Below are 24,228 nucleotides of genomic sequence, written 5' to 3' on the forward strand. Positions count from 1 at the left end.
TTGGCTCCAGTTCGGGTTAGTGGTGCGCGTGGTCATCCTTAGCCGCCGGTGCCGGAGGCTTGGCGGCGGGCAGGGAGGATGACGGATCTGGCGCAGGCAGCCCGGCCATGGAGCGCACAACGCGCAGGCCCTGCTGGAGCTGGAAGTCCGTTGCAGGCTTGGTGTAGTCAAACTCCGGCCAGTTTGCCGGCGGTTCGCCCGGAATATCCTTGGCAATGGCGGGCAGGTCCGTGCGCGGAGAGGACTTGGTCTGGTTCCCGCCCTGATTTTTCAGGATATGTTCAAGGTCGGCTTCATGCAGGCTGAAGCCGGGGTCTTCCCGCGTTTCCTTCACGGCGATATCGGGCGTGATGCCCAGCCCCTGAATGGACCGGCCGGAGGGGGTGTAATACCGCGCTGTTGTCAGACGGATGGCCCCGTTCCCCGGAATGGGCATGATGGACTGCACGGAGCCCTTACCAAAGGATTTGGTGCCCAGCAGCACGGCGCGGTGATGGTCCTGCAGGGCGCCGGAGACGATTTCAGACGCGGAGGCAGAGCCACCGTTGATCAGCACCACAACCGGCAGACCATCGGTAATATCCGTGCCGTGGGCATCCCAACGCTGGCTGTCCTTAGGGTGGCGGGCGCGGGTGGAAACAATCTCGCCCGAGCGGATGAAGCTGGAGGAGACATCAATAGCCTGATTCAGCAGGCCACCGGGGTCATTCCGCAGGTCCACCACCAGTCCGGCCAGCTTGCCGCCAGCCTGCTGCTTGAGCTGGTTATAGGCCTTGAGCAGACCTTTTTCCGTTTCCTCATTAAACTGGGCAATGCGGATATAGCCAATCCGGTCATACAGTGCGGATTTGATGACCTCGATATGGATATTCTCACGCGTCAGCGTCAGGATAATCGGCTTGGGGGTTTTCTCGCGCACCAGCGTGAGGGTGATTTTGGTGTTCGGCTTGCCGCGCATTTTCTTCACGGCTTCATCAAGCGGGGTGCCGTCTACCGGATGGCCGTCCACGGCGATAATGTAATCACCCGGCTTGATGCCTGCGCGGAAGCCCGGCGTGCCATCGACGGGGGAAACCACGCGGATGTGTCCGTCCTGCTGCTGGAGCTCCAGACCAAGGCCGCCGAATTCGCCCTTCATCTGCACCATCATGTCCGCATACTGTTTTTCGGTCATGTAGGAGCTGTGGGGGTCAAGGCCTGTCAGCATGCCGTTGAGGGCATTGGTGATGAGGTCTTTATCAGAAACCGGCTCAACATAATCCGCCCGCACAAGGTCCAGCACAGTGCCGAACAGGGTGAGCAGGCGATAGGTTTCGGCATGGTTGCTGGTGGGAGAGGCGTCTGGAGCCTTTTCCGCCATGGCGGGGGAGGCGAGCATGCCTGCGCCGGGCAGCACTCCGGGGTGGGAGGCCAGGGCAAGGCCTGCCAGGAAAGTGGCGCCAAGCATCAGACCTGTGCGGAACTTCATGCGATCTCGTCTCCTGTCGCCGGGTGCAAAACCCGTGCGGTCGTGTCCTGTCGAATGTTACAGCGTATGGCTAACTTTGCCTTGTAGCGCAAAGCCCTGCCTGTGTCCGCCATGCAGTTGGGCGAGATTAGCCGCTTCCGCCGGGCAGGCAAACTGTCTGTCCGCTTTTCCTTACAGGAAAGGTGCCGGATTGACGGGTTTTTGCCCATGCCGGAGCTGAATGAACAGCGTGCCGGAACTGCCGGAAGAGCCCATATGCCCGATGGGCGCGCCTTTGGACAAGCCTTGCCCGGTCGCCACATCCAGCCCGGAAAACCCTGCCATCACAAAGCGATAATGCTGCCCGCAATTCAGAATGACCATCTGCCCGTAGGTGCGGAACGGCCCTGCAAAATCAACGCGGCCAGAACAGGGGGTGCGCACGCTGGCACCGGGCGCGGTGCGGTAGGTGATGCCCGTGGCTGGGCCAGATTCGGTCGCAGAACCCCATGTGCTGACGAGTGTTCCGACCACCGGGCGCGTGCCGCCGCCTGCGGGCGGATGGTCTGACAGGCCGGGACCTGCGGCTGAGGCCATGGCGGCCATTTTGCGCCGGGCGGCGTCGGCCCGTTCCTGCGCGCGGCGTCGGGCGGCTTCATCCCGCGCGGCCTGATGGGCTTTTTCTGCTGCGGCAATTTCTTTTTGCAGGGCAGATTCTGCATCAGCTTGCAGGGCATCCAGTCGGGAGACGGCATCCTGCAGGCTGGAGGCCTTCTGCGTAGCGCTCTGCAGGCGCACGGCAGCGGCACGGGCAGCGGCATTGGCCTGCTGCTGGGCTGCGCGGGCTTTTAAAGCCTGCTGCCGGACCTGATCGCGCTGGCGGCTCTGAGTTTCCTGCAACTGGCCGAGTGCTGCGAGTTTGGCGGTAAGGTCAGCATCCAGTGCGGTCAGCTTTTCCTGCCGGGCGCGCATGTCTTCGGCCTGATGTTCCAGCCCGCGAGACAGCCCGCGCAGCACCAGAAAGCCGGTGACGGCCTCACCCTGCGGCACGGGGGCGGCCAGCAGCGTATCGGATGGATACAGAGACAGCCGTTCGGCCAGCGGCAGAACCGGGGCGAGGGCTTTGGCATCTTCCGTCAGGGCGTCGCGCAGGCTGGCTTGCTCCTTACGGAGATCGGCAATGCGGGAATCGAGATCCGCGACCTGTTGTTCCGTAGTCTGAAGCTGGGCCGTGGCGGAGACGGTGGCAGCGGACAGAGCCGAGGCCTTGGCAGCACTCTGCACAGCGACGGCCTGAGCGGCCTCATTTTTAGCGCGAGAGGCCGTAACGGCAGCGGCCTGTGCGGCTTTCTGTTTGTCCATGGCGGCCCGCTGGGCCTGCGTGGCAGCGAGGGCGGCCTGTGCCTGCTTGACGGAGCGTTCGGCCTCGGCCTCCGCGCGGGTGGAGGCTGCGCGGGCTGCGGTTGAAGAGGACCGGGTGCCGGAAGAGGACGAGCGCACACGACTTGTGTGACCGGAGGCGCGATGGCTCGTGCTTTTTGGTGCACTATGCGTGGTGTGTGTTGTGTTTTTCTTAGCGGTGGCGGCCTGTGCAGGCGGGACGCAGGCCAGCAAGACGAAGATCCCGACAGGCAACATGCTCAAACCCCGGCTCCCATAGCCCCGGTCTCCCCACCCGCATTTTGCGGGCAGGGAATAAGGCAACAGGGTGGGAGGCAGGGTGAAAAGCATTCAGTCCGTTAGCAGGGAAGTCCCGGTCATGTCATCAGGTTTGGGCAAACCCATCATGTCCAGCAGGGTGGGGGCGAGGTCGGCCAGCCTTCCGTCTTTCAGCGTCTTGTTGCCAACCCCAAAGGCCACCAGCGGAACCACGTTCAGCGTATGGGCTGTGTGCGGCACGCCGGTCTCCGGGTCTTTCATGGTCTCACAGTTGCCGTGGTCGGCGGTGACCAGCAGAGAACCGTCCTGTTTTTTGAGGGCGTCGATAATGCGGCCCGTGCCGGCATCCACCGTTTCAACCGCCTTGATGGCGGCTTTCAGGACACCGGTATGGCCCACCATATCCGGGTTGGCAAAGTTCAGGACAATCAGGTCGTACTGTCCGCTTTCAATGGCGGCGACGGCTTTGTCCGTCAGTTCCGGCGCGGACATTTCCGGCTGAAGGTCATAGGTGGCAACCTTGGGGGACGGGACCATGATGCGGTCCTCACCCTCGAACAGCTTTTCGCGCCCGCCATTGAGGAAGTAGGTGACGTGCGGGTATTTTTCCGTCTCGGCCATGCGCAGCTGGGTGCGGCCTGCACGGGAGACGACTTCCCCCAGAATGTTTTCCAGCGAGTCCGGCGGGAACAGCACCGTCAGGCGTTCGGCCAGCGTGTCGCTATAATGCGTCATGCCCAGAACGGTGGAGAATTTCACTGCCTTGCTGCGTGTGAACCCGTCAAAATCCGGCTCCAGCATGGCGTCCAGAAGCTGGCGGATGCGGTCTGCCCGGAAGTTGAAGGAGAGCAGGCCGTCTCCATCTTTCATGCCCGTGTAGCCCTCGAGCACAGTCGGTTCGATAAATTCGTCCGAGATATCGGCCTGATACGCTTTGGTGATGACATCCTGCGCCGTCGCGGCTTTCGGGCCTTCTGCGCTGACCATTGCGTTGTAGGCTTTTTCCACCCGGTCCCAGCGTTTGTCGCGGTCCATGGCGTAATAGCGGCCAGAAACGGTGGCGATCTTCACGCTGTCCGGCAGGGCAGCGCGCAGGGTTTCCAGGTAGCCCTGTGCGGAACGGGGCGGGGTATCACGCCCATCGGTGAACACATGGAACGCCACCGGCACGCCAGCCTCTGCCACCATGCGGGCGAGGGCCGCGGCATGATCCTGATGCGCATGCACGCCACCGGGGGAGACAAGGCCAAGCAGATGGCAGGTGCCACCGGTTTTTTTCAGGGTGTTGATAAAGCTGGTCATGGCGGAACTGCGAGCCACGCTGCCATCCTGAATGGCGGTGGTGATGCGTGGCAGTTCCTGCATGACGACGCGGCCTGCGCCGATATTCAGGTGGCCGACTTCAGAATTGCCCATCTGGCCATTGGGGAGCCCAACGTCTTCCCCGCTGGTGCGCAGGAAGCTGCGGGGGCCATTTTTCCAAAGCGCATCAAAAACCGGGGTGTGGGCCTGCCGGACTGCGTTATCTGACGAGTCTTCTCTCCAGCCGAAGCCATCAAGAATAACCAGCATAACAGGGCGTTTCGTCTGGGAAGGTGCTGAAGCACTCATAGAACCATGCCTTCTTATTGTTTTATGGCGTGACTATGCCACTAAAACAGCTGGACACAAAATGCCTGGCAGGCATGGTTCCTAAGTGTTAGGCGCGGCGAACGATGTAGTGTTCGCCCAGTGCTTTGGTAATCAGGGCCGCGTGTTCCGGGTCCCGCGCTTCAATCATCACTTCAAGTTCAGCCGCCTGCACGGAGGGGGCTGCAAACAGGCGCTGATGAGAGACTTCGATGATGTTGCCGCCTGCTTCCCCAATGCTTCTGGAAATATCAGCCAGCACGCCGGGGCGGTCGGGAATTTCCATAATCAGGCGCAGGATGCGGCCATCACGCAGCATGGCGCGCAGAAGGGTGTTGGCCAGAATGCGGCTGTCGATATTCCCGCCAGAGATGGGCAGGGCGACCTTCTTGTCCCGGAACAGTTCCGGGTAGGTCATGACGGCAGCAAGACCGGCAGCGCCAGCCCCTTCGCTCACCTGCTTGGCGCCTTCAGCCAGCAGGGTAATGGCGGTTTCCACTGCGCATTCCGGCACCACCAGCACTTTGGAAACCAGCTTGCGGATAATTTCATCCGGGCGCTGGCCGATCTGCATGACGGCAATGCCCTCTGCAATGGTCGAACCACCCGAAGGATGCGTGGCCGGGCCGGGGAAGGCGGAGAGCGAGTTGTAGCTTTCCACCTGCACGCCAATCAGTTCCACCTCCGGTCGCATGGCTTTGGCCGCAACAGAACACCCGCCCAGCAGGCCGCCGCCGCCGATGGGGGCAACCAGCATGTCCAGCGGGCCTGCATCTTCAAACAGTTCCAGCGCACAGGTGCCCTGACCGGCCATGATCGCGGGATCATCATACGGATGGATGAAGGTGCGGCCTTCACGCGCCTGAAGGTCCTGCGCAAACAGCAGGGCTTCGGCAAAGCTTTCGCCTTCCAGAATAACCCGCGCGCCCCAGTTGCGGGTGCGCACCACTTTGGCCGCTGGCGTGAATTTGGGCATGACGATAACAGCATCAATACCCAGCAGGCTGGCATGGCGGGCAACGCCCTGCGCATGGTTGCCAGCCGAGACGGCAATCACGCCGCGCTTGCGCTCATCCTCGGACAGCAGCGCGAGTTTGTTGGCTGCTCCGCGCTCCTTGAACGAGCCGACAGCCTGAAGATTTTCCAGCTTCAGGGTAATGTCGGCGCCGGTCGCTTTCGAGAGAGACTGAGAGGAAATCGTGGGGGTGCGGAGTACATTGCCGTTGATCCGCGCCGCCGCGGCGGTGATATCCTCAAACTTCAGCATCTCAGATGAATTTCACAGACAGGATCTCATACGTCCGGTCACCACCGGGGGCGGGGACGGAAACGGTATCGCCTTCATGCTTGCCAATCAGGGATTTGGCAAGCGGGGAGGAGATGGACAGCAGGTTCAGCTTGATGTCCGCTTCATGCACACCAACAATCTGGTAGGTGGCTTCCTTGTCTGTATCTTCATCAACCACGGTGACGGTTGCACCGAACTTGACCTGATCACCAGACAGAGTTGTGGGGTCAATCACCTCAGCCGTGGAGATGATGCTCTCCAGTTCAAGAACGCGGCCTTCGGTAAAGGACTGCCGTTCACGCGCGGCGTGATATTCCGCGTTTTCCGAAAGATCGCCGTGGCTGCGGGCTTCCGCAATGGCGCGGATGATGGCCGGACGCTCTACAGATTTCAGATTACGCAGTTCGTCTTCGAGCCGCCGTAAACCTTTTTCCGTCATCGGAGTTTTCTGCAAGACATGTCCCCAGAATAAATCTGCCGGACGATCTGGCCGGCATGGAAGTTACAAAAAAACACGGGTACAGGCGGCCATGCCCTCAGGCAGGCCGCTTGCCCTGCGGAACGTGGAAGGCAGGCCCGAAGGCCCGCCCTCCTGTTCAGAACGATCCACTAAAGTATGACTGAAGCGGCGCAACTTCAAGCGGTCCTTCACGCATTGCCGCAATTGCATAGGTTGCAGCCCGTGCGCCGGCCATGGTGGTGTAGTGCGGAATGCCCAGCACAAGGGCAGAGCGACGGATGTCAAAACTGTCCGCCACGGACTGTGCGCCACGGGCAGTGTTGATGACCATCTGCACTTCACCCGAGCGGATGGCGTCCACACAATGCGGGCGGCCTTCCAGCACCTTGTTCACCACATCGACCTCAATCCCGGCATCACGCAGTTTTTTGGCTGTGCCGCGTGTGGCCAGAATTTTCAGGCCCATGCTGGCCAGTTGGCGGCCAAGAGCGGGCAGATGCGGCTTGTCACTTTCCCGCACGGACAGAAAGACCGTGCCAGAGGTGGGCAGGCGCACCCCGGCACCCAGCTGAGACTTGGCAAAAGCGCGCTCAAAGGACGTATCCAGCCCCATGACTTCACCCGTGGAGCGCATTTCCGGCCCCAGAATGATGTCCACTTCCGCAAAGCGGTTGAAGGGGAAGACAGCTTCCTTCACGGCCACATGCGGCACCACGGCGCGGTCATCCAGATTGAAGCTGCTCAGCTTGGCGCCAGCCATGACGCGGGCACCAATCTTGGCCACTGGAACGCCCGTTGCTTTCGCCACGAACGGCACGGTGCGGGAGGCACGCGGGTTAACCTCAAGAACAAAGATTTCCTGATCCTTGATGGCGTACTGCACGTTCATCAGCCCGACGATACCCAGCTCACGCGCCATGGCTTCGGTCTGTGCTTTCAGTTCCGTCACAATGGCGGGGGAGAGGGTGTAAGGCGGCAGGGCGCAGGCGCTGTCACCGGAGTGAATGCCGGCTTCTTCAATATGCTCCATTACACCGGCCACATACACGTCCGTGCCATCTGCAATGCAGTCCACGTCCGCTTCAATGGCTTCGTTCAGGTAGTGGTCAATCAGCACCGGGCCGGAGGCAATGTCATGTCCGGCAAGCTGAAGGGCACCGCGCATATAGCGCTGGAGGCCTGCACGGTCATACACGATTTCCATGGCTCGTCCGCCCAGCACGTAGGACGGACGCACCACAACCGGGTAGCCAATGCGTTCGGCAATATCCTCAGCTTCTGCCGGGGAGCGGGCAATGCCGTTGGCAGGCTGAAGCAGGCCGAGCTTGTGCAGCAGCGCCTGGAAACGTTCGCGGTCTTCCGCGCGGTCAATGGCGTCTGCCGGGGTACCCAGTAGCGGGATGCCCGCTTTTTCCAGCGCGTGAGACAGCTTGAGCGGCGTCTGACCGCCATACTGCACAATGCAGCCTTTAACGGTGCCGTTCTGCTGTTCCTTGCGGATCAGCGCGACCACATCTTCTGCCGTCAGCGGTTCGAAATACAGACGGTCGGATGTGTCATAGTCGGTGGAGACCGTCTCCGGGTTACAGTTGACCATAATGGTCTCAAACCCGGCTTCACGCAGCGCGTAGGCGGCATGCACACAGCAGTAATCGAACTCAATACCCTGACCAATCCGGTTCGGGCCGCCGCCGAGAATGACAATCTTCTCGCGGTCGGTCGGCTCGGATTCACAGGCCGGAGGGGCAAACACGCCTTCATACGTGGAATACATATAGGGCGTGCTGGAAGCGAACTCACCGGCACAGGTATCAATGCGCTTGTAGACGGCATTGACGCCGACCTGATCCCGCAGGGCGGACACTTCATCTTCCTGCAGGCCGGAGAGGCGGGCCAGCTGGATATCGGAAAAGCCCATGGCTTTCAGGCGGCGCAGGCCCTGTGCATCACGCGGCAGGCCGTGGTTCTGGATAGCGCGTTCAGCGTGGACGATTTTTTCCAGCTCACGCAGGAACCACGGCTCAAAGCGGCAGGCTTCGTTAATGGCTTCAACAGACAGACCGGCACGCAGAGCCTGAGCGGCCATCAGAATACGTTCCGGGCGCGGCTGGGAGAGTGCTGCGCGGAAGGCGTCTTCGCCCCCATCACCGGGTATCTCCACCGGGTCCAGCCCATGCAGGCCGGTTTCCATGGAGCGCAGGCCCTTTTGCAGAGCTTCCGTGAAGGAGCGGCCAATGGCCATAGCCTCACCAACGGACTTCATGGAGGTTGAGAGCAGGGCCGGTGCGCCGGGGAACTTCTCAAACGTAAAGCGCGGGATTTTGACGACCACATAGTCAATGGTCGGCTCGAAGGACGCAGGGGTGGAGCCGGTGATGTCGTTCTTCAGTTCATCCAGCGTGTAGCCTACAGCCAGCTTGGCGGCGATCTTGGCGATCGGGAAGCCGGTGGCTTTGGACGCCAGCGCGGAAGAGCGGGACACGCGGGGGTTCATTTCAATGACCACCATGCGCCCGTCTTTCGGGTTCACGCCGAACTGCACGTTCGAGCCACCCGTTTCCACGCCAATGGCGCGCAGGCAGGCAATGGAGGCGTCACGCATCCGCTGGAACTCTTTGTCCGTCAGCGTCAGGGACGGGGCGACGGTAATGGAGTCCCCGGTGTGCACACCCATCGGGTCGATGTTTTCAATGGAGCAGACGATGATGCAGTTGTCCGCTTTGTCGCGCACAACTTCCATTTCGTACTCTTTCCACCCCAGCAGAGATTCTTCAATCAGCACTTCCGTGGTGGGGGAGGCATCCAGACCGGAGGCGACAATCTGCTCAAACTCTTCACGGTTATAAGCAATGCCGCCGCCGGAACCGCCCATGGTGAAGGACGGACGGATGATGGTGGGGAAGCCGATTTTTTTGAAGGCTTCCCGCGCTTCTTCCATGCTGTGAGCAATGAAGCTGCGGGGGCTTTCAATGCCGATGGCATCCATGGCTTCACGGAATTTCTGACGGTCTTCCGCGCGGTCGATCACGTCGGCCTTCGCACCAATCAGTTCCACGCCATGCTTTTGCAGGAACCCGGAGGCATCCAGCGCCATGGCGGTATTCAGCGCCGTCTGGCCGCCCATGGTGGGCAGAATGGCGTCCGGCTTTTCTTTCAGAATAATGCGTTCAACGCAGTCCGGCGTGATGGGCTCCACATAGGTGGCGTCCGCAAGGCCGGGGTCCGTCATGATGGTGGCGGGGTTGGAGTTCACCAGAATGACCCGGTAGCCTTCTTCCCGCAGGGCCTTACAGGCCTGTGCGCCGGAATAGTCGAACTCGCAGGCCTGCCCGATGACAATGGGACCAGCGCCAATAATGAGGATGGAGCGGATATCTGTCCGTTTTGGCATGATGCGTTAGTCCTTGCTGCCGTGCGCATCAATCAGCGCGACAAACCGTTCAAAAAGATAAAAGCTGTCAGACGGGCCGGGGCTGGCTTCCGGGTGATACTGCACGGAAAAAGCCGGGAAGCGGTCAGACGCCAGACCTTCGTTAGAGCCATCAAACAGGCTGACATGCGTGACATGCGCGTCGCCCGGGAGGCTGTCCGCATCCACCGCAAAGCCGTGGTTCTGGCTGGTGATTTCCACGCGGCCTGTGCCCAGATCCTTCACGGGCTGGTTCGCGCCGCGGTGGCCACGGGCCAGCTTGTAGGTCTTGCCCCCCAGAGCGCGGGCCAGAAGCTGATGCCCAAGGCAGATGCCAAACAACGGCAGGCCAGCATTCAGCACACCCTGAATGGCCGGCACGGCATACTCCGCCGTTGCTGCCGGGTCACCGGGGCCGTTGGAGAGGAAGACGCCAGCGGGCTTGAGCGCCAGAATTTCTTCTGCCGTCGTGGTTGCGGGCACAACGGTTACGTCACAGCCCGCAGCGACCAGACAGCGCAGGATGTTGCGTTTCGCGCCGTAATCCACAGCTACAACCTTGCGGCGGTTTTCCGGAGCGGGGCGGGTGCCTTTCGGCCATTCCCACACGCTTTCGCTCCAGGTGTAAAGGGCTTTGCAGGTCACGGTCTTAGCCAGATCCATGCCTTCCAGCCCCGGCCATGCGCGGGTGGCATCCTGCAGGGCGGCCAGATCAAACTGCCCGTTTTCCGGGAAATACAGAGCCGCCGTCTGCGCGCCGTGGTCACGGATCTTCAGGGTGAGGGAGCGGGTATCAATCCCGGCAATGCCCGGAACGCCCTGTGCCTTCAGCCATGCGTCCAGACTTTCCGTGGCGCGCCAGTTGGCCGGTTCTGTCAGATCTTCCTTGGTGACGAGGCCAAGGGCCGCAATGCGGGAGGCTTCATCATCTTCCGGCGTGGTGCCCACGTTCCCGATATGCGGGAAGGTGAAGGTGATGATCTGGCCCGCAAAGGACGGGTCCGTCAGCGTTTCCTGATAGCCGGTCATGCCGGTGGAAAAGCAGATTTCACCGAGGGCAGGTTTCTGCGTGAAGGCGCCAAAGCCTTTCCCCCACAGAATGGTTCCGTCTGCAAGAACAAGGGCGGCGGTTGCGCCGTCCGGGCGGGCGTCTGGCATGGGTATTCCTGTTGTGCTGCCTCCCGGTGCCGGGGAGGATTGGTCTGGGGATGTGGGGCTGGCGGGGTCCAGATCTGTCAGCGAAAGACCTGTGGCGCGTGCTATGACGGGCCAGTGGCGGGATGGAATGGCCTGAGCCTGCCGCCATTTGCGGATAGCTTCTGTGCCAACGCCGGTCAGGCGTGCTGTTGCGTCCGGCCCGCCAAGTCGGGCAATGATGGTATCGATTGAAATGGGCATAAGGTAGACTGTGCCTCCCGTTCCGCATGGTTTAGCAGTCTGTGGAGTGGGTGGGAAGAAATTTCCCACCGGCTTGGGCGGGTTTTAATCCGGGGTGGGAAATTTCTTCCCATCTGATGATTTTATGCCACGCCTGTGCGGTGTGGCCTCTGATGTACATGATATGGAGTATGAGTGGTTATGTCCCTGCGTGAACGCCTGATGGCTGATCTCAAGACGGCAATGAAAGCCGGAGAAAGTGCGCGTGTGGGCACGATCCGCATGATTACGGCCAAACTCAAGGATGTTGAGATTGCGGGCCGCGCCAAGGGTGGCGAAGGGCTGAGCGAGGATGAAGGCCTGTCCGCCCTGCGCGGCATGGTCAAAACCCGCACCGAATCGGCCACCATGTATCGGGATGCCGGTCGCCCGGAACTGGCTGAGAAGGAAGAGGCGGAAATTGCCGTGATCCGTGGCTACCTGCCGCCGGAAATGGATGATGCCGCTCTGGAAGCTGCCGTGAAAGACGCGCTTGCCGCGACGGGTGCCGCAACCATGAAGGATATGGGTAAGGTCATGGGCGCACTGAAAGCCAAGTTCGGCGCGGGCCTCGATATGGGTCGTGCGAATGCGGTGGTGAAAGCCAGCCTGAGCTGAAAACCTCTGTGCGGACTGCTGCCCCGAATGGCGGTGGCAGCCCGCGCTGAGGCTACGCTGGTGGAGTTCGGCTCTGTCAGCGCCCGGAGTATGCTGAGGGAAATCCCGCCAGTGGCTCCGGCAGGGCGGAAAATGTCGCCCTAAAAAATATTTAGATGTACGGGGACGGATACTTTCGTTCCGAAGTCCTTTCATGTCGTCAGCAAAAATTCTGAGAGCTGCTGAACATCCTTTTGGTGCGGGCATCATCGTCCCCGAAACCATGTCGGTGGTGTAGTGTTTTATTGGCCTGCAGATGATATCACCCGCCTATGGCAATTGAGGCAGGCTTTCTGGATGAACTCCGTGCCCGCACGCCGCTGTTTTCAGTGGTGGGGCGGAGGGTTAAGCTTGCCCGGTCCGGCAGGAACTGGAAGGGCTGCTGCCCGTTCCATGGTGAAAAAACGCCGTCTTTCTACGTATATGACGATCACTTTCACTGCTTTGGCTGCGGTGTGCATGGGGATGTCATCTCCTTCGTCATGCAGATGGAAGGCAAAAGCTTTCCGGAGGCGGTGGAAGAACTGGCTTCTGCGGCTGGGCTGGATGTTCCCAAAGACACGCGACGCTCTCAGGAAGAAGTGGCGCACACCCGGTCTCTGGGTGAGGTGCTGGAGCTTGTGCAGGAGATCTGGTCGTCTGCGCTGTATTCGCCCTCAGGGCGGGCCGGGCTGGACTATCTGCTGGGGCGCGGGCTGACGCGAGAGACCATTGAGACCTTCGGGCTGGGCTGGGCCGGAGACGGGCGCGGGAGCCTGACGACGGCGCTGGCGGCCAAAGGGGTAACGCCTCAGATGATGGCGGAAGCCGGGCTGATGCGTCTGGATGAGGACGGACGCCCCAAGGGTGAACTGTTCTGGGGGCGCGTGACGTTCCCCATCCGCGACCGCAAAGGGCGGCTGGTGTCCTTTGGTGGCCGTATTTTGGGGGATGGTCAGCCTAAATATCTGAATGGCCCGGAAACGGCGCTGTTTTCCAAGCGGCGCCTGCTGTTCGGGCTGGATCGGGCGCGGGGGGCGGTGCGGGCGCCCCGGCCTAAAGGAACGCCTGCGACGGATCTGGTCGTGGTCGAAGGCTATATGGACGTCATTGCCCTGCATCAGGCCGGGTTTGGTGGCGCAGTCGCCCCGCTGGGGACCGCGCTGACGCCAGAGCAGCTTGAAGTGCTCTGGCAGGTCGATCGCGCACCGGTGCTGTGCTTTGACGGGGACTCTGCTGGCCGTCGTGCCGCGGCGCGGGCGGCGGAGACGGCTCTGCCACTGTTGAAGGAAGAGCGCTCGCTCCGCCTTTGCCTGCTGCCGGAAGGGGAAGACCCGGATAGTCTGGTGCGCTCACGTGGGGCGCAGGCGGTGGGGGATCTGTTCGCCTCGGCCAGTCCGCTTTCTGATGTGCTGTTTGATCTGCTGGCGGGAGGGGTGAGTAATCCGGGGCCGGAAGAGCGGGCGGCCTTGCGCCGCAAGCTTGTGGAAGCTGCGTCTCTCATTCCTGAAAAAAATCTGGCGGCAGAATATCGCTCCACGCTGCTGGATCGGTTTTTTGAAACCTTCCGGCGGAAGAAGGGTGGCGGCTCTTTTGGGAGGGGGAATTCTGCCCCTGGCGGCAGTGGTAGCCGCGTGCCGCAGGATATGCAGCCATCCCGCGTGGACCCTGTGCGGGAGCGGCAGCGTATTCTTCTCGCCCTCCTGCTGCGCTACCCGGAACTGGTGACGGAGGTGGAGGAAGCCCTCTGTCGCCTGAGCCTGCCGGAGGATTATTCCGAGCTGCGTGCCCTGCTGCTGGATATGTCCGCAGAGGGTCTGCTGCCCGAAGATGGCAAGACGCTGCTGGATGAACTGGCCGGCCGGGAGGAAGAGGTGCTGGTCCGATCCGTAATCACGGAAGGCCCTTTGCCGTTGAATCTGGAAGAAAAAGACACCTCGCTGGCTGTGGCCATAAGAACACAGTGGTGGCATTTTTACGGATTATTGAATTTTGGTCAGTTTCGAAAAGAAGTTGAGCAGGAGGTTGCGCGCTTCGCACAGGATGGGGCAGATATGGCGGAATGGAAGCGGCTACAGCCAAGGCTGGAGGCTTTGGCGGCGCTGCGGCGTGGGGAGATAGACGAGTAGTTTTTACGAGGCGTGGGGAATGTTCGGCCCGCGTTCCTCTTGACTTCGGGGGCAGTATATCCCACGTCCTGCCCGCCCTGGAAAACTGAACAATTTGTGTTGAGCTGGTCGTTCTGCAACTTGTCAGAATGCAGCGGGGGGAGGAGCAGGTCTGGCATGGCAACAAAGACAGCATCGGGTAACGGAGCGCACTCAGCGGAGCAGGATGGTGACACCACCACTCTGGATACGCAGTCTGCCGCGGTCAAAAAGCTGATCGCGAAGGGGCGTGAGCGCGGGTACATCACGTTTGACGAGCTGAATGCTGTGCTGCCTCAGGACAAGATGTCCTCCGAGCAGATTGAGGACATCATGGCGATGTTGTCCGAAATGGGTATTCAGGTCGTCGAGAACGAAGAGAACGAAGAGACCGAGTCTCAGAAGACAGAAAAAGCTGAGGGCGAAGAGGCGGAGGAAGCCGAAGAGGCTGAAACCGAAACCGCTTCCGGCAACGTCAACGCAGAAAATCTTGGCCGCACGGATGACCCTGTGCGCATGTATCTGCGCGAAATGGGCACGGTGGAGCTGCTCTCCCGCGAGGGCGAGATTGCCATTGCCAAGCGCATTGAGGCTGGCCGCGATGAAATGATCGGCGGTCTGTGCGAAAGCCCGCTGACCTTCCGTGCCATCATCTCCTGGCATGAGAAGATCCGTAACAATGAAATGCTGCTGCGTGACATTGTGGATCTGGAAGCCATGCAGGCTGCCACTAACCCCATGGGGGAAGTAGGCTCCGGCGATGCGTTTGAAAACGCAGAAGGTGAGAGCGAAGAGGGCGATGAGCCGGAAAATGAAGCTGAAGGCGAAGTTGAGGGGGAAGGCAGTGGCCTGTCTCTTTCCGCGCTGGAAGAAAAGCTGAAGCCGGAAATCCTCGCGCATTTTGAAGAAATTGAGCCGCTGTACGAAAAGCTGCGCAAGCTTCAGGTCAAGCGCATTGATGTGCTGACCACCGGTGAGGAAGTGCAGGATCGCTCTGAGAAGATCTATGCCGCCCTGCGTGATGAACTGGTGGGCAAGGTTGAGCAGGTGCATCTGCACAACAACCGGATTGAAGATCTGGTTATCCAGCTGAAAGAGCTGTTCCGCAGCCTGAACGTGCTGGAAGGCCGCATGCTGCGTCTGGCGGAAAGCTGCCGCGTATCGCGTGAAGACTTCCTGCTGAAATACCGTGGCCGTGAGCTGGACCCGGCATGGATGGATATGGTTTCCGCACTGCCGGGCAAGTCCTGGAAGAACTTTGTCGCCAAACATTCTGAAACCGTGATTGGTTTGCGGAATCAGGTTGCTGAGCTGGCTCAGGATACAGGTCTGCCGATTGGTGAATTCCGCCGCGTTTACGCAACCGTTGCGCGCGGTGAGCGCGATTCCGCTCGCGCCAAGAAGGAAATGATTGAGGCCAACCTGCGCCTCGTGATTTCCATTGCGAAGAAATACACCAACCGTGGTTTGCAGTTCCTCGATCTGATTCAGGAAGGCAATATCGGCCTGATGAAGGCCGTGGATAAGTTTGAATATCGCCGCGGCTACAAGTTCTCCACCTATGCAACCTGGTGGATCCGGCAGGCGATTACGCGGTCCATTGCGGATCAGGCGCGGACCATTCGTATTCCGGTCCATATGATCGAGACCATCAACAAGCTGGTGCGGACCTCCCGCCAGATGCTGCATGAGATCGGTCGGGAACCGGCGCCGGAAGAACTGGCTGAAAAGCTGGGGATGCCGCTGGAAAAAGTTCGGAAAGTTCTCAAGATCGCCAAAGAGCCGATTTCTCTCGAAACCCCGATCGGGGATGAGGAAGATAGCCATCTGGGTGACTTCATTGAGGATAAGACGGCGATTATCCCGCTGGATGCCGCTATTCAGACCAATCTGCGTGAAGCCACAACCCGCGTTCTGGCCTCGCTCACACCGCGTGAAGAGCGCGTGCTGCGCATGCGCTTCGGGATTGGGATGAACACGGACCACACGCTGGAAGAAGTCGGCCAGCAGTTCAACGTGACCCGTGAACGTATCCGTCAGATTGAAGCCAAGGCTCTGCGTAAGCTCAAACACCCCAGCCGCAGCCGCAAGCTCCGGTCCTTCCTGGATGATAACTGAGGTTCTCATCCGGCAGGCTGAGCCTGTCACACGCATGAAGGTTGATGTGACCTTCATGCGGATGCTGCGCCCCCCTGAGGGGGAAGGGCTTGCTCTGCCGGAAGGCTGGTCCGTCGAGACCAATGTCCGGCCAGATGTGGCCGGATACCGCCTGCTGCAGGACAAGGTTGGGCGGGATTATTGCTGGTGGATGCGTCAGGCTGCGTCTGATCGCGATTTGCAGCATTTTCTGGAAGAAGGGCCGGCCAGCATTGCGTTGCTCCGCCAGGGGCAGGCAATCCGTGGCTTTTATGAGCTCAATCTGTTTAATCCGCAGGATATCAACCTGTCTTATTTTGGCCTCTTCCCGGAAGCCATTGGGCACGGGGTAGGGCGCGCTTTTCTGGACATGGCTGTGCGCCATGCCTGGGCGCTTGGCCCGCTGTGTGTGCGGGTGAATACCTGCTCGGCGGATCATCCCCGCGCTTTGCCGCTGTATAAGCAGGCAGGTTTTGAGGCTGTGCGCACGGTGGAAGAAACGTGGGACGTGCCGAACAGGCTCGGCTTAAAGATTCCTGAGAGATTTCTGGTCTGAACTCTTGCTTTCTGGCCGGAAATGTGGTTGACACGCCATCTTCCCTGCCGGGTGCGCGGCATCGCTCCGGCTATACCCAATGCTCTGCTTGTGCAGGGCGCTGTTTGCCGGAACGGTCTGGCGCAGTTGGGTTGATACGATCCGAAGGGAGTACCCATGCCACTTTACGAGACCGTGCTTATTGCACGTAATGACATTTCCCAGCAGCAGGTCGATGCGATCATCGACGGCATCATTGCTCAGGTCGAAGCCGACGGCGGCTCCGTCAAGAAGCGCGAATACTGGGGTCTGCGCACGCTCGCTTACCGTATCAAGAAAAACCGCAAGGGCCACTACGTCCTGCTGGGTCTTGATATGAAAGCCGAGATGCTCAAGGAAATCGAGCGTCAGCTCGCCATCAATGAAGACGTTCTGCGTCTGCTGGCGCTGCGCGTTGATGAAATTGATGAAGCTCCGTCCCCGGTTCTGTCCCGCAAGGGTGATGACCGCGGTGACCGTGGTTTCCGTGGCCCGAAGCCGGCCGGACGCTTTGAAAGCGGCCGTGGTGGCCGTCGTTCTTCCGAAGATCGTGAAGAATATCGCGCCCGTGATGAAAAGCCGGCTGAAGCAGCCAGCACTGAAGCGGAGTGAGCAGCATGTCTGAAACGACCGAAATCAATCCCGCCGCACGTCGCCCTGCTGTAGGTGCCCGTCGTCCGTTCTACCGTCGTCGTAAGTCCTGCCCGTTCTCCGGCCCGAATGCGCCGAAGATCGACTACAAGGACGTACGTCTGCTGAGCCGTTTCCTGTCCGAACGTGGCAAGATCGTGCCGAGCCGTATTACGGCGGTTTCCGCAAAGAAGCAGCGTGAGCTGGCCCAGGCTATCAAGCGTGCCCGCTTCCTTGCTCTGCTTCCCTACGTGATGAGCTGAGAGGGCGATCATGGCTGCTACAGAAGTGATCCTGCTTCAGCGCGTTGAACATCTGGGTCAGATGGGCGATGTGGTGAAGGTTCGTCCGGGTTATGCCCGTAACTTCCTGCTGCCGCAGGGCAAGGCTATTCGTGCAAACGAAGCCAACCGTTCACGCTTCGACCGTGAACGCGCCCAGCTTGAGGCACAGAACATCAAACGTCGTGAAGAAGCCGAGCGTCTCTCCGAGCGCATGGACGGTCTGGCCGTTGTGCTGATCCGTCAGGCTGGTGACAGCGGCAGCCTGTATGGCTCCGTGTCCACCCGTGACGTTGCTCAGGTTGTGACCGAAGCTGGTTTCACCATCTCCCGTCAGCAGGTCTTCCTGGCTCATCCGATCAAGTCTCTTGGTCTGTATGAAGTCAAGATTGCTCTGCACCCGGAAGTTGTTGTGCCGGTTGTGGTCAACGTTGCCCGCTCTGCTGAAGAAGCTGAGCGTCAGGCACGCGGTGAAGCCGTGAGCGTTGAAGAAGAAGCAGAAATGGCTGGTGATGAAGCCGAGATCGAAGGCGAAATTGTCGCTGACGACGCGGAAGCACCGGCAGCAGAAGAAAACAAAGCCGACGCCTGATCGTCGTCTTTTTTCTGCTATGCTTTCAAAAGGGTCCGGAAAGTATTTCCGGGCCCTTTTTTGTGTTTTATCATCACGTATTTTCATGGCCATGACGGAGTAAGTGCATGAACCGCATTCTGGACCGGATATTACGGCACTTCATTTCCTCGGGGCTGCTGCATGTTGCCTGGCCCGACGGAAGCCTGACGCATTATCGCGGCAGCAAGCCGGGCCCTGAGGCCGGGATGAAGCTGGTGGATAATGCCAGTGCGCGCGCTCTGGCCATGAACCCCGGTCTGGCCTTTGGCGAAGGCTATATGAATGGCGGCATCCAGCCGATGGATTGCACGCTGTATCAGCTGCTGGACCTGCTGATGCTCAATGCCATGTCTCCCGGCCATTTGCCGGAGCAGATTGCCAGCACGTTTCGCTATGCCTGCCGGAACTGGATCCAGTTCAACCCGATCAAACGTGCCCGTCAGAACGTGGCGCATCATTATGATCTGGATAGCCGTCTATATGACCTGTTTCTGGACAAGGATAAGCAGTATTCCTGCGCATATTTTCGCCGGGGTGATGAAACGCTGGATGAGGCGCAGGAAGCCAAGAAAAAGCACATTGCTTCCAAGCTACTGCTGAACAAGCCGGGGCTGGAAGTTCTGGATATTGGCTGCGGCTGGGGCGGTATGGCGCTGACACTGGCGCGGGATTACGGTGCGATTGTGACCGGCATCACGCTTTCAGAAGAGCAGCTGACCATTGCCCGCCGCCGTGCGAAGGAAGAGGGCTTAGAAGGGCGTGTGCGCTTTGAAATGCTCGATTACCGCAATCTTAACCGGCGGTTTGACCGGATTGTCTCTGTTGGCATGTTCGAGCATGTGGGCGTGCATCACTACCACCAGTTTTTCGAAATTCTGAAAAACAACCTGACAGATGATGGCGTGGCCCTTGTGCATTCCATCGGGCGGAATGACGGCCCCGGCACGACCAACCCGTGGATCAACAAATATATCTTCCCCGGTGGATATTCACCGTCACTGAGTGAAGCCTTTGCAGCCGTGGAGCGGTCTGGCCTGTGGGTGACGGATTGTGAAATCCTGCGTCTGCACTACGCCAAGACTATTGCCATCTGGCGGGAGCGGTTTGCCGCTAACCGTTCTAAGGCAGTTGCGCTGTATGATGAACGGTTTGCGCGGATGTTTGAGTTTTATCTGGACGCCGCAGAACTGTCCTTCCACGTGCAGGGGCACATGAACTTCCAGATGCAGATTGCCCGCTCCATTAATGCGGTGCCTCTGACGCGGGATTACATGGCGGAAGCGGAAGGCCCAGCCTGAAAAATTAGCCCCTGGCGGAAAGAGCCAGATGGGCGCGGGCGAGGCTGTCAAACTCTGCGATGGTGAGTGTTTCGGCCCGGCGGGTGCCGTCAATGCCGGTTTCAGCCAGCAGGCGCTCGCCGTGCAGCCCTTTCAGGGAGCCACGCAGCATTTTGCGGCGCTGCCCGAAGGCGGCGGCGGTGACCCGTTCCATGGCCTTGAACAGGGCAGGTTCAGGCTGCTGGGCGTGGGGCGTGATGCTGACAACAGCAGACCAGACCGCAGGCGGCGGAGAAAAAGCCCCCGGCGGCAGCTTCATGACAATGGCGCACTGGGCGCACCACTGGGCCAGAACACCCAGCCGCCCGTAATGGGATGAACCCGGTACCGCGCAAATTCGCTCGACAACTTCGAGCTGGAACATGAGGGTGAGGCGTTCCCACGCGCTCCCCTGTCGCAGCCAGCCAACCAGCAGCGGCGTAGCCACATTATAAGGCAGGTTGGCGACAATATGCCGGGGAGCAGGGCACAGGGTTGTCAGATCCTGTTTGAGAGCGTCCGCTTCCACCAGTTTCAGGCGGTCGGGGTAAAAGGCGATGAGTTCGCGGATAATTTCGGCGGCACGCGGATCAACTTCCACGGCTGTGACGGAGGCCGCTTTGGTGCCCAGTAGCGCACGCGTCAGGCCACCGGGGCCGGGGCCAACTTCCACCACATGCCGCACGTCCAGCGCGCCTGCCAGAGCGGCAATGCGGTTGGTGATATCAGGATCAAGCAGAAAGTGCTGACCAAGCGCCTTACGGGCGTCCAGCCCGTGGCGGCTGATAACGTCCTTTAAGCTTTCAAGACCGGAGAGGGACGTCATACGCCCTTCAGCTTGATACGCATGTCGATCATGGCTTTGCGGTGCAGGTCGCTGTCCAGCTGGCGAGCTGTCTGCTCCACGCGTTCATTCATCAACTGGTCAGCAATTTCGCTGGGTGAGCGGTCGGCAAAGTTCTTCTCTTTTTTGGAGCAGACCATGATCAGGTCAATCCCATCCGTGGAAACCAGAGGGCGGGAGACCTTGTTCAGCGGCAGGGATTCCAGCAGGCCGCGCATCTGCGGGTTCATGCGTTCCAGCTGGAGTTCACCGGGGTCAGACGGTCTTCTTTCCCCATTCTGCTGGTTGATGGCGGCCACTTCGTCACAGGAATGCACAGTCTGTGCAATTTTGACGGCTTTTTGCAGGGTCTGCTGCTGCTGGGGCGTAATGTGTTCCGGGTTGAGCTCGGCATCAAACGGCAGGAAAGCCTGACGAATGGAAATGACATGCCCCGGCTGGTGGCCGATAATCCGCTTGCCATTAACCGTGATAATCACAAACCCGCCGGGCACCTTGATGGGGTTGGAGATAGCGCCAGCGCCCACCGGCATCTGTTTGATCATGTCGATCACAGCCGGGTCCAGCTCATCTTCCTGCACCCAGCCCATGGAACCGCCATCCAGAGCCGTCTGGCTCTGGGAGAACTGGGCCGCCACAATCGGGAAAGGTGCGCCTTTGCGCAGTTCCTGGATAACGGTGTTGGTAAAGGCCAGCTCTTCTTCCGCGTGGCGCGGATCTTCCACCTTCACGAAGATTTCGCTCAGGTTATATTCTGTCCGGCCATCCTGCCGCTTCAGAGCATCTTCACGCTGAGCAATTTCTTTTGCGGAGACGCGGCCACGCGCCCCAAGCTCCTGCCGCAGCACCTGCACCCAGCCAATCTGGACCCGGATCTGGTCGATCAGGGTCGTCAGAGAGACACCGTCCTGCGCCAGTCGATCACGCAGGGCGTTTTCCGGCATACCGTTGCGGCGTTCAATCCCGGCAATGGCGGCGGCAATCTGTTCGGGCGGCGTGTTGATATGGCGCGAGAGAATTTCCTGCGTGCGCAGGCGTTCATCAATCAACTGGCGGATAATCTGCGGGCGCAGGCGCTGCATCAGCTCATCATTGACCGGCAGACCGGTGGAGAGCGCGAACAGCTTGCCGCGATTGTTCACATCACGCGTGGTCAGCGGAATGCTGTTGACCACGGCAATAATGGTGTCGTCCGGGAGGGGCGCTTTGACCTGGGTTGAGGAGGCGGACGCCGCCTGTGTCTGCCCGGTATGGGTATGGGGGGCAGCATTGGCAACGGAGGCCAGTGTCAGAGCCGTAAGGGAGCAGGCCAGTGTAAGAGAGCGCAGACGCATGCAGGACAGTCTTTCAGCTTTCCGCTGGAGAACGGGAATAATCTTGAATACCGGAGACGACGGGTTTTTTGAAGCACTGATCATTTGAGACCAAACGCCCCCAGCGTTTTGAAGCTGACAGTGAACAGATAAGTCGAGTTACGCTGCTGACCACCGATGGACGTGTATTGTTTGAGATACATGAAATCAAGGCCGAAGCAGTCGTTGTTATAGCCGATATCGCCACCCAGAGAGACAAATTCCTTACGGGAGAGACTGCGGCGGGCAAAGCCGGACAGGTGCCAGTTGGCCCAGTCGGTGGAGAAGCCGCCGCTCAGCTCGCTGGTGCGCACGTAATAGAGCTGCGTCGGGCCGGAAGAGCGATAATCGGTTGCGTAATAGTAGTACGGGGTGACCGGCTCATAGATATACCCGCCGCGGACGCGGAAGTGCGGCACCCCGGCGCTGAACAGCGCATCCCCGAAATCAAACTTGGAGGTGTAGGGGTTCAGCCGCATACGCGCCGTGAAGTCGAAATACTGGTTGGGGACAACGCGCGCGCGGGCCACGATGTCAGACACATGGTGGTCCAGCCCGGAATAGGGCAGGCGGTCCTGCGTAATATGCTCCTGGAAACTAGCGCCGCCCAGCAGGTCGATTTCATGACCGTCCCACGTCCAGTTGGCATGCATGCCAACATTGCCGCGCAGCCCGCCATCCAGCCTGTCCGTGCCCTGATAGCGGTTGAGCGAGAACAGGGTTGAATCCGTAAATTCGTAGGCCAGACTGTCTTCGTTCGGAATGTTGTCGTTTGTGCCTGCCCCGGTGTTGGGGGCGTAAATGGCCTGCACGATCGGCTCGAGAATCTGCGTGCCGTGGCCATGTTCAAACGTGCGGATGAACGGCCAGTTGGTCTTCAGCGCGATGGTCGGCAGAACCTGCCCGCTGACGGAGGTTGCGCCGGTTTTGTAGAAGTTGGGCTGCTGGTAAAGCTTGCGGGCCCGGTAGACCATGGAATCCAGATGCAGGGTCAGCAGGAACTTCTGGCCCAGACGGTTGGTAAACGGGCGATCCCAGTTCAGCGCAAGCTGGCCGCGCATGTCGGAGGTGCCGTTGTCACGCCGGACGTTGAAGTCTGTGGTGGATACCCCAAAACGGCCGCCCCACGCATCGGGCTGCCCGAGGTAGCTATAGGTATAGCGCGGCAGCACGAACGGCAGGTCCGAGTTACGGATAACACCCTGGTTCAGGCCCTGATAATACTGGGCGTCCACGCGGCTGTAAGCGCCGGTGCCAAAGCCTTCCAGATAGGCGTTGGAGTTCAGGGTGTCCGAGCCATAACCCTGCACACGGTAATCGCGCATATAGTCCGCGGATGTGGCCAGATTAATATTGGCCCCGGCGCGCCAGTATTTGTTGATGGAGAACTGGCCATTGGCAAAAATATAGCCCTGCATACCATGGCCGTTACCCCGGCCGACAGGTTCCCCGAAGTTGTTGGTGTAGCTGCTGGAGCGGTGGGTATCGTAAGCGATACCTCCCTGCACATTCAGCATGCCGAAGTTGAAGAGCTTTCTGTACTGCGCGCTGAGCTGCGGGCCTGTTTTGGTAGAGAACAGCCCCTGCACCGTGACGTCGGACGTATCATCCAGCACCCAGTAATAGGGGATGGTGAAGTAGGTGCCCAGATAGCGGTCATGCGGGGTCACGCCCGGCATGAGGAAGCCGCTATGCCGTTTGGAGGAGGGGTCCGTCATGGAGAAGTAGGGCAGATAGATAACGGGGATACCGAAAATATCGATAAACGTATCCCGGAAATCAATCCGCTCGTGCTGCAGATCCTGCGTGGCGTCATAGGCGCGGAACTGCCAGAACGGCGCACGCGTCTTGTCTTTTTCGCAGATTTCGCAGGCCGTATAGACCGCGCGGCTCATGACGTTGACCTTGCCGCCGGTGCGGCGCAGGCCGTTGGCGGCCAGCTTGGCGTTTTCCGGCAGGCGCGCGTTGACGTGCAGCATAATGCCGTCGCGCATATTGCCCGTCAGTTCCGCATAATTGGCGTACATGACTGAGCCATCCGGCTGGATGGTCGCCACGTTGCCACGTGCGGCGACGATGCCGGTATCCCGGTCAAAAACAATCTTGTCCGCGCGCAGCACATGGTCGCCCTGCCAGACCTGCACATTGCCAGTCCAGGTGACCGTGTTAGCGTGGTCATCATAGTCCACGCTGTCAGACTGGAAGGTTGCCGGTTCATCAGGGGACGTTTTGGCGCCGGTGTTCAGATGCATCGGTTGCGGCCTGAACTGGGCGTGCGCCTCCTTGGGCGTTACGACCAGAATGCACGCGGTCATGCCTCCCAGCGCCGTGGCGGCGGCAAGCGTGCGCCGGCGGTGCAGAAGCCGGAAACGGGAAGGCCGAGAGGCCACG

At 60.0% G+C, this 24,228-nt stretch carries 18 protein-coding genes; 8 read left to right on the plus strand and 10 right to left on the minus strand.

The annotated features are described in order from the left end of the window. Positions 1 to 16: 16 nt before the first annotated feature. From ACHQGU_RS05870 to carA, 7 genes are all read right to left on the minus strand, one after another. Positions 17 to 1,468, minus strand: a complete 1,452-nt coding sequence (locus ACHQGU_RS05870; protein WP_395496149.1) for a S41 family peptidase — start codon at positions 1,466 to 1,468, stop codon at positions 17 to 19. A gap of 171 nt (positions 1,469 to 1,639) precedes the next feature. Continuing rightward, positions 1,640 to 3,178 (minus strand): murein hydrolase activator EnvC family protein, encoded by a 1,539-nt coding sequence (locus tag ACHQGU_RS05875; protein WP_395496151.1) that lies wholly within the window; start codon positions 3,176 to 3,178, stop codon positions 1,640 to 1,642. Continuing rightward, on the minus strand, positions 3,179 to 4,717 hold the full coding sequence (gpmI, locus tag ACHQGU_RS05880; protein WP_395496153.1) for a 2,3-bisphosphoglycerate-independent phosphoglycerate mutase: 1,539 nt from the start codon (positions 4,715 to 4,717) through the stop codon (positions 3,179 to 3,181). An 88-nt stretch (positions 4,718 to 4,805) separates the two neighbouring features. Continuing rightward, positions 4,806 to 6,002 carry a threonine ammonia-lyase gene (locus tag ACHQGU_RS05885; RefSeq protein WP_062250989.1) on the minus strand — a complete coding sequence of 399 codons (1,197 nt, stop codon included), beginning with the start codon at positions 6,000 to 6,002 and terminating at the stop codon, positions 4,806 to 4,808. A gap of 1 nt (position 6,003) precedes the next feature. Then, positions 6,004 to 6,477 carry a transcription elongation factor GreA gene (gene greA, locus ACHQGU_RS05890; protein ID WP_062142243.1) on the minus strand — a complete coding sequence of 158 codons (474 nt, stop codon included), beginning with the start codon at positions 6,475 to 6,477 and terminating at the stop codon, positions 6,004 to 6,006. 142 nt (positions 6,478 to 6,619) lie between these two features. Then, positions 6,620 to 9,874 (minus strand): carbamoyl-phosphate synthase large subunit, encoded by a 3,255-nt coding sequence (gene carB / locus ACHQGU_RS05895; protein ID WP_062250990.1) that lies wholly within the window; start codon positions 9,872 to 9,874, stop codon positions 6,620 to 6,622. Positions 9,875 to 9,880: 6 nt separating this feature from the next. Further along, a complete protein-coding gene (carA, locus tag ACHQGU_RS05900; RefSeq protein WP_395496156.1) occupies positions 9,881 to 11,290 on the minus strand; it encodes a glutamine-hydrolyzing carbamoyl-phosphate synthase small subunit in 1,410 nt (469 codons plus the stop codon). A 180-nt stretch (positions 11,291 to 11,470) separates the two neighbouring features. Here carA and ACHQGU_RS05905 point away from each other — a divergent pair, with 180 nt between their 5' ends. From ACHQGU_RS05905 to ACHQGU_RS05940, 8 genes are all read left to right on the plus strand, one after another. Next, positions 11,471 to 11,926: a GatB/YqeY domain-containing protein gene (locus ACHQGU_RS05905; RefSeq protein WP_395496158.1), complete on the plus strand. Its 456-nt coding sequence runs from the start codon at positions 11,471 to 11,473 to the stop codon at positions 11,924 to 11,926. 311 nt (positions 11,927 to 12,237) lie between these two features. After that, positions 12,238 to 14,073, plus strand: coding sequence for a DNA primase (dnaG, locus tag ACHQGU_RS05910; RefSeq protein ID WP_395496160.1), 1,836 nt, complete (start codon positions 12,238 to 12,240; stop codon positions 14,071 to 14,073). A gap of 156 nt (positions 14,074 to 14,229) precedes the next feature. Then, positions 14,230 to 16,209: an RNA polymerase sigma factor RpoD gene (rpoD, locus tag ACHQGU_RS05915; protein WP_062250996.1), complete on the plus strand. Its 1,980-nt coding sequence runs from the start codon at positions 14,230 to 14,232 to the stop codon at positions 16,207 to 16,209. Next, entirely contained in the window at positions 16,199 to 16,783 is a 585-nt protein-coding gene (locus ACHQGU_RS05920; RefSeq protein ID WP_062250997.1) for a GNAT family N-acetyltransferase, read from the plus strand. Before rpoD ends, ACHQGU_RS05920 begins: the two co-directional genes overlap by 11 nt. 156 nt (positions 16,784 to 16,939) lie before the next feature. Further along, positions 16,940 to 17,413: a 30S ribosomal protein S6 gene (gene rpsF / locus ACHQGU_RS05925; RefSeq protein WP_062142236.1), complete on the plus strand. Its 474-nt coding sequence runs from the start codon at positions 16,940 to 16,942 to the stop codon at positions 17,411 to 17,413. 5 nt (positions 17,414 to 17,418) lie between these two features. Beyond that, a complete protein-coding gene (gene rpsR / locus ACHQGU_RS05930; protein WP_025827993.1) occupies positions 17,419 to 17,694 on the plus strand; it encodes a 30S ribosomal protein S18 in 276 nt (91 codons plus the stop codon). Positions 17,695 to 17,704: 10 nt separating this feature from the next. Continuing rightward, entirely contained in the window at positions 17,705 to 18,304 is a 600-nt protein-coding gene (gene rplI, locus ACHQGU_RS05935) for a 50S ribosomal protein L9 (protein ID WP_062142235.1), read from the plus strand. 107 nt (positions 18,305 to 18,411) lie between these two features. Further along, positions 18,412 to 19,623, plus strand: coding sequence for a cyclopropane-fatty-acyl-phospholipid synthase family protein (locus tag ACHQGU_RS05940; protein ID WP_215753436.1), 1,212 nt, complete (start codon positions 18,412 to 18,414; stop codon positions 19,621 to 19,623). A 4-nt stretch (positions 19,624 to 19,627) separates the two neighbouring features. On the opposite strand, the gene rsmA is transcribed toward ACHQGU_RS05940, so the two are convergent. The 3 genes from rsmA to ACHQGU_RS05955 all read right to left on the minus strand — a co-directional run bounded on the left by rsmA (position 19,628) and on the right by ACHQGU_RS05955 (position 24,227). After that, entirely contained in the window at positions 19,628 to 20,467 is an 840-nt protein-coding gene (rsmA, locus tag ACHQGU_RS05945) for a 16S rRNA (adenine(1518)-N(6)/adenine(1519)-N(6))-dimethyltransferase RsmA (RefSeq protein ID WP_395496162.1), read from the minus strand. Further along, positions 20,464 to 21,819, minus strand: coding sequence for a peptidylprolyl isomerase (locus ACHQGU_RS05950; protein ID WP_395496163.1), 1,356 nt, complete (start codon positions 21,817 to 21,819; stop codon positions 20,464 to 20,466). The genes rsmA and ACHQGU_RS05950 overlap by 4 nt, the downstream gene beginning before the upstream one ends. A gap of 80 nt (positions 21,820 to 21,899) precedes the next feature. Further along, positions 21,900 to 24,227 (minus strand): LPS-assembly protein LptD, encoded by a 2,328-nt coding sequence (locus ACHQGU_RS05955; protein ID WP_062251149.1) that lies wholly within the window; start codon positions 24,225 to 24,227, stop codon positions 21,900 to 21,902. Position 24,228 lies beyond the last annotated feature (1 nt).

Origin of the sequence: Acetobacter sp. KSO5 (assembly GCF_044094635.1) — a bacterium.
GTDB classification, from domain to species: domain Bacteria; phylum Pseudomonadota; class Alphaproteobacteria; order Acetobacterales; family Acetobacteraceae; genus Acetobacter; species Acetobacter cerevisiae.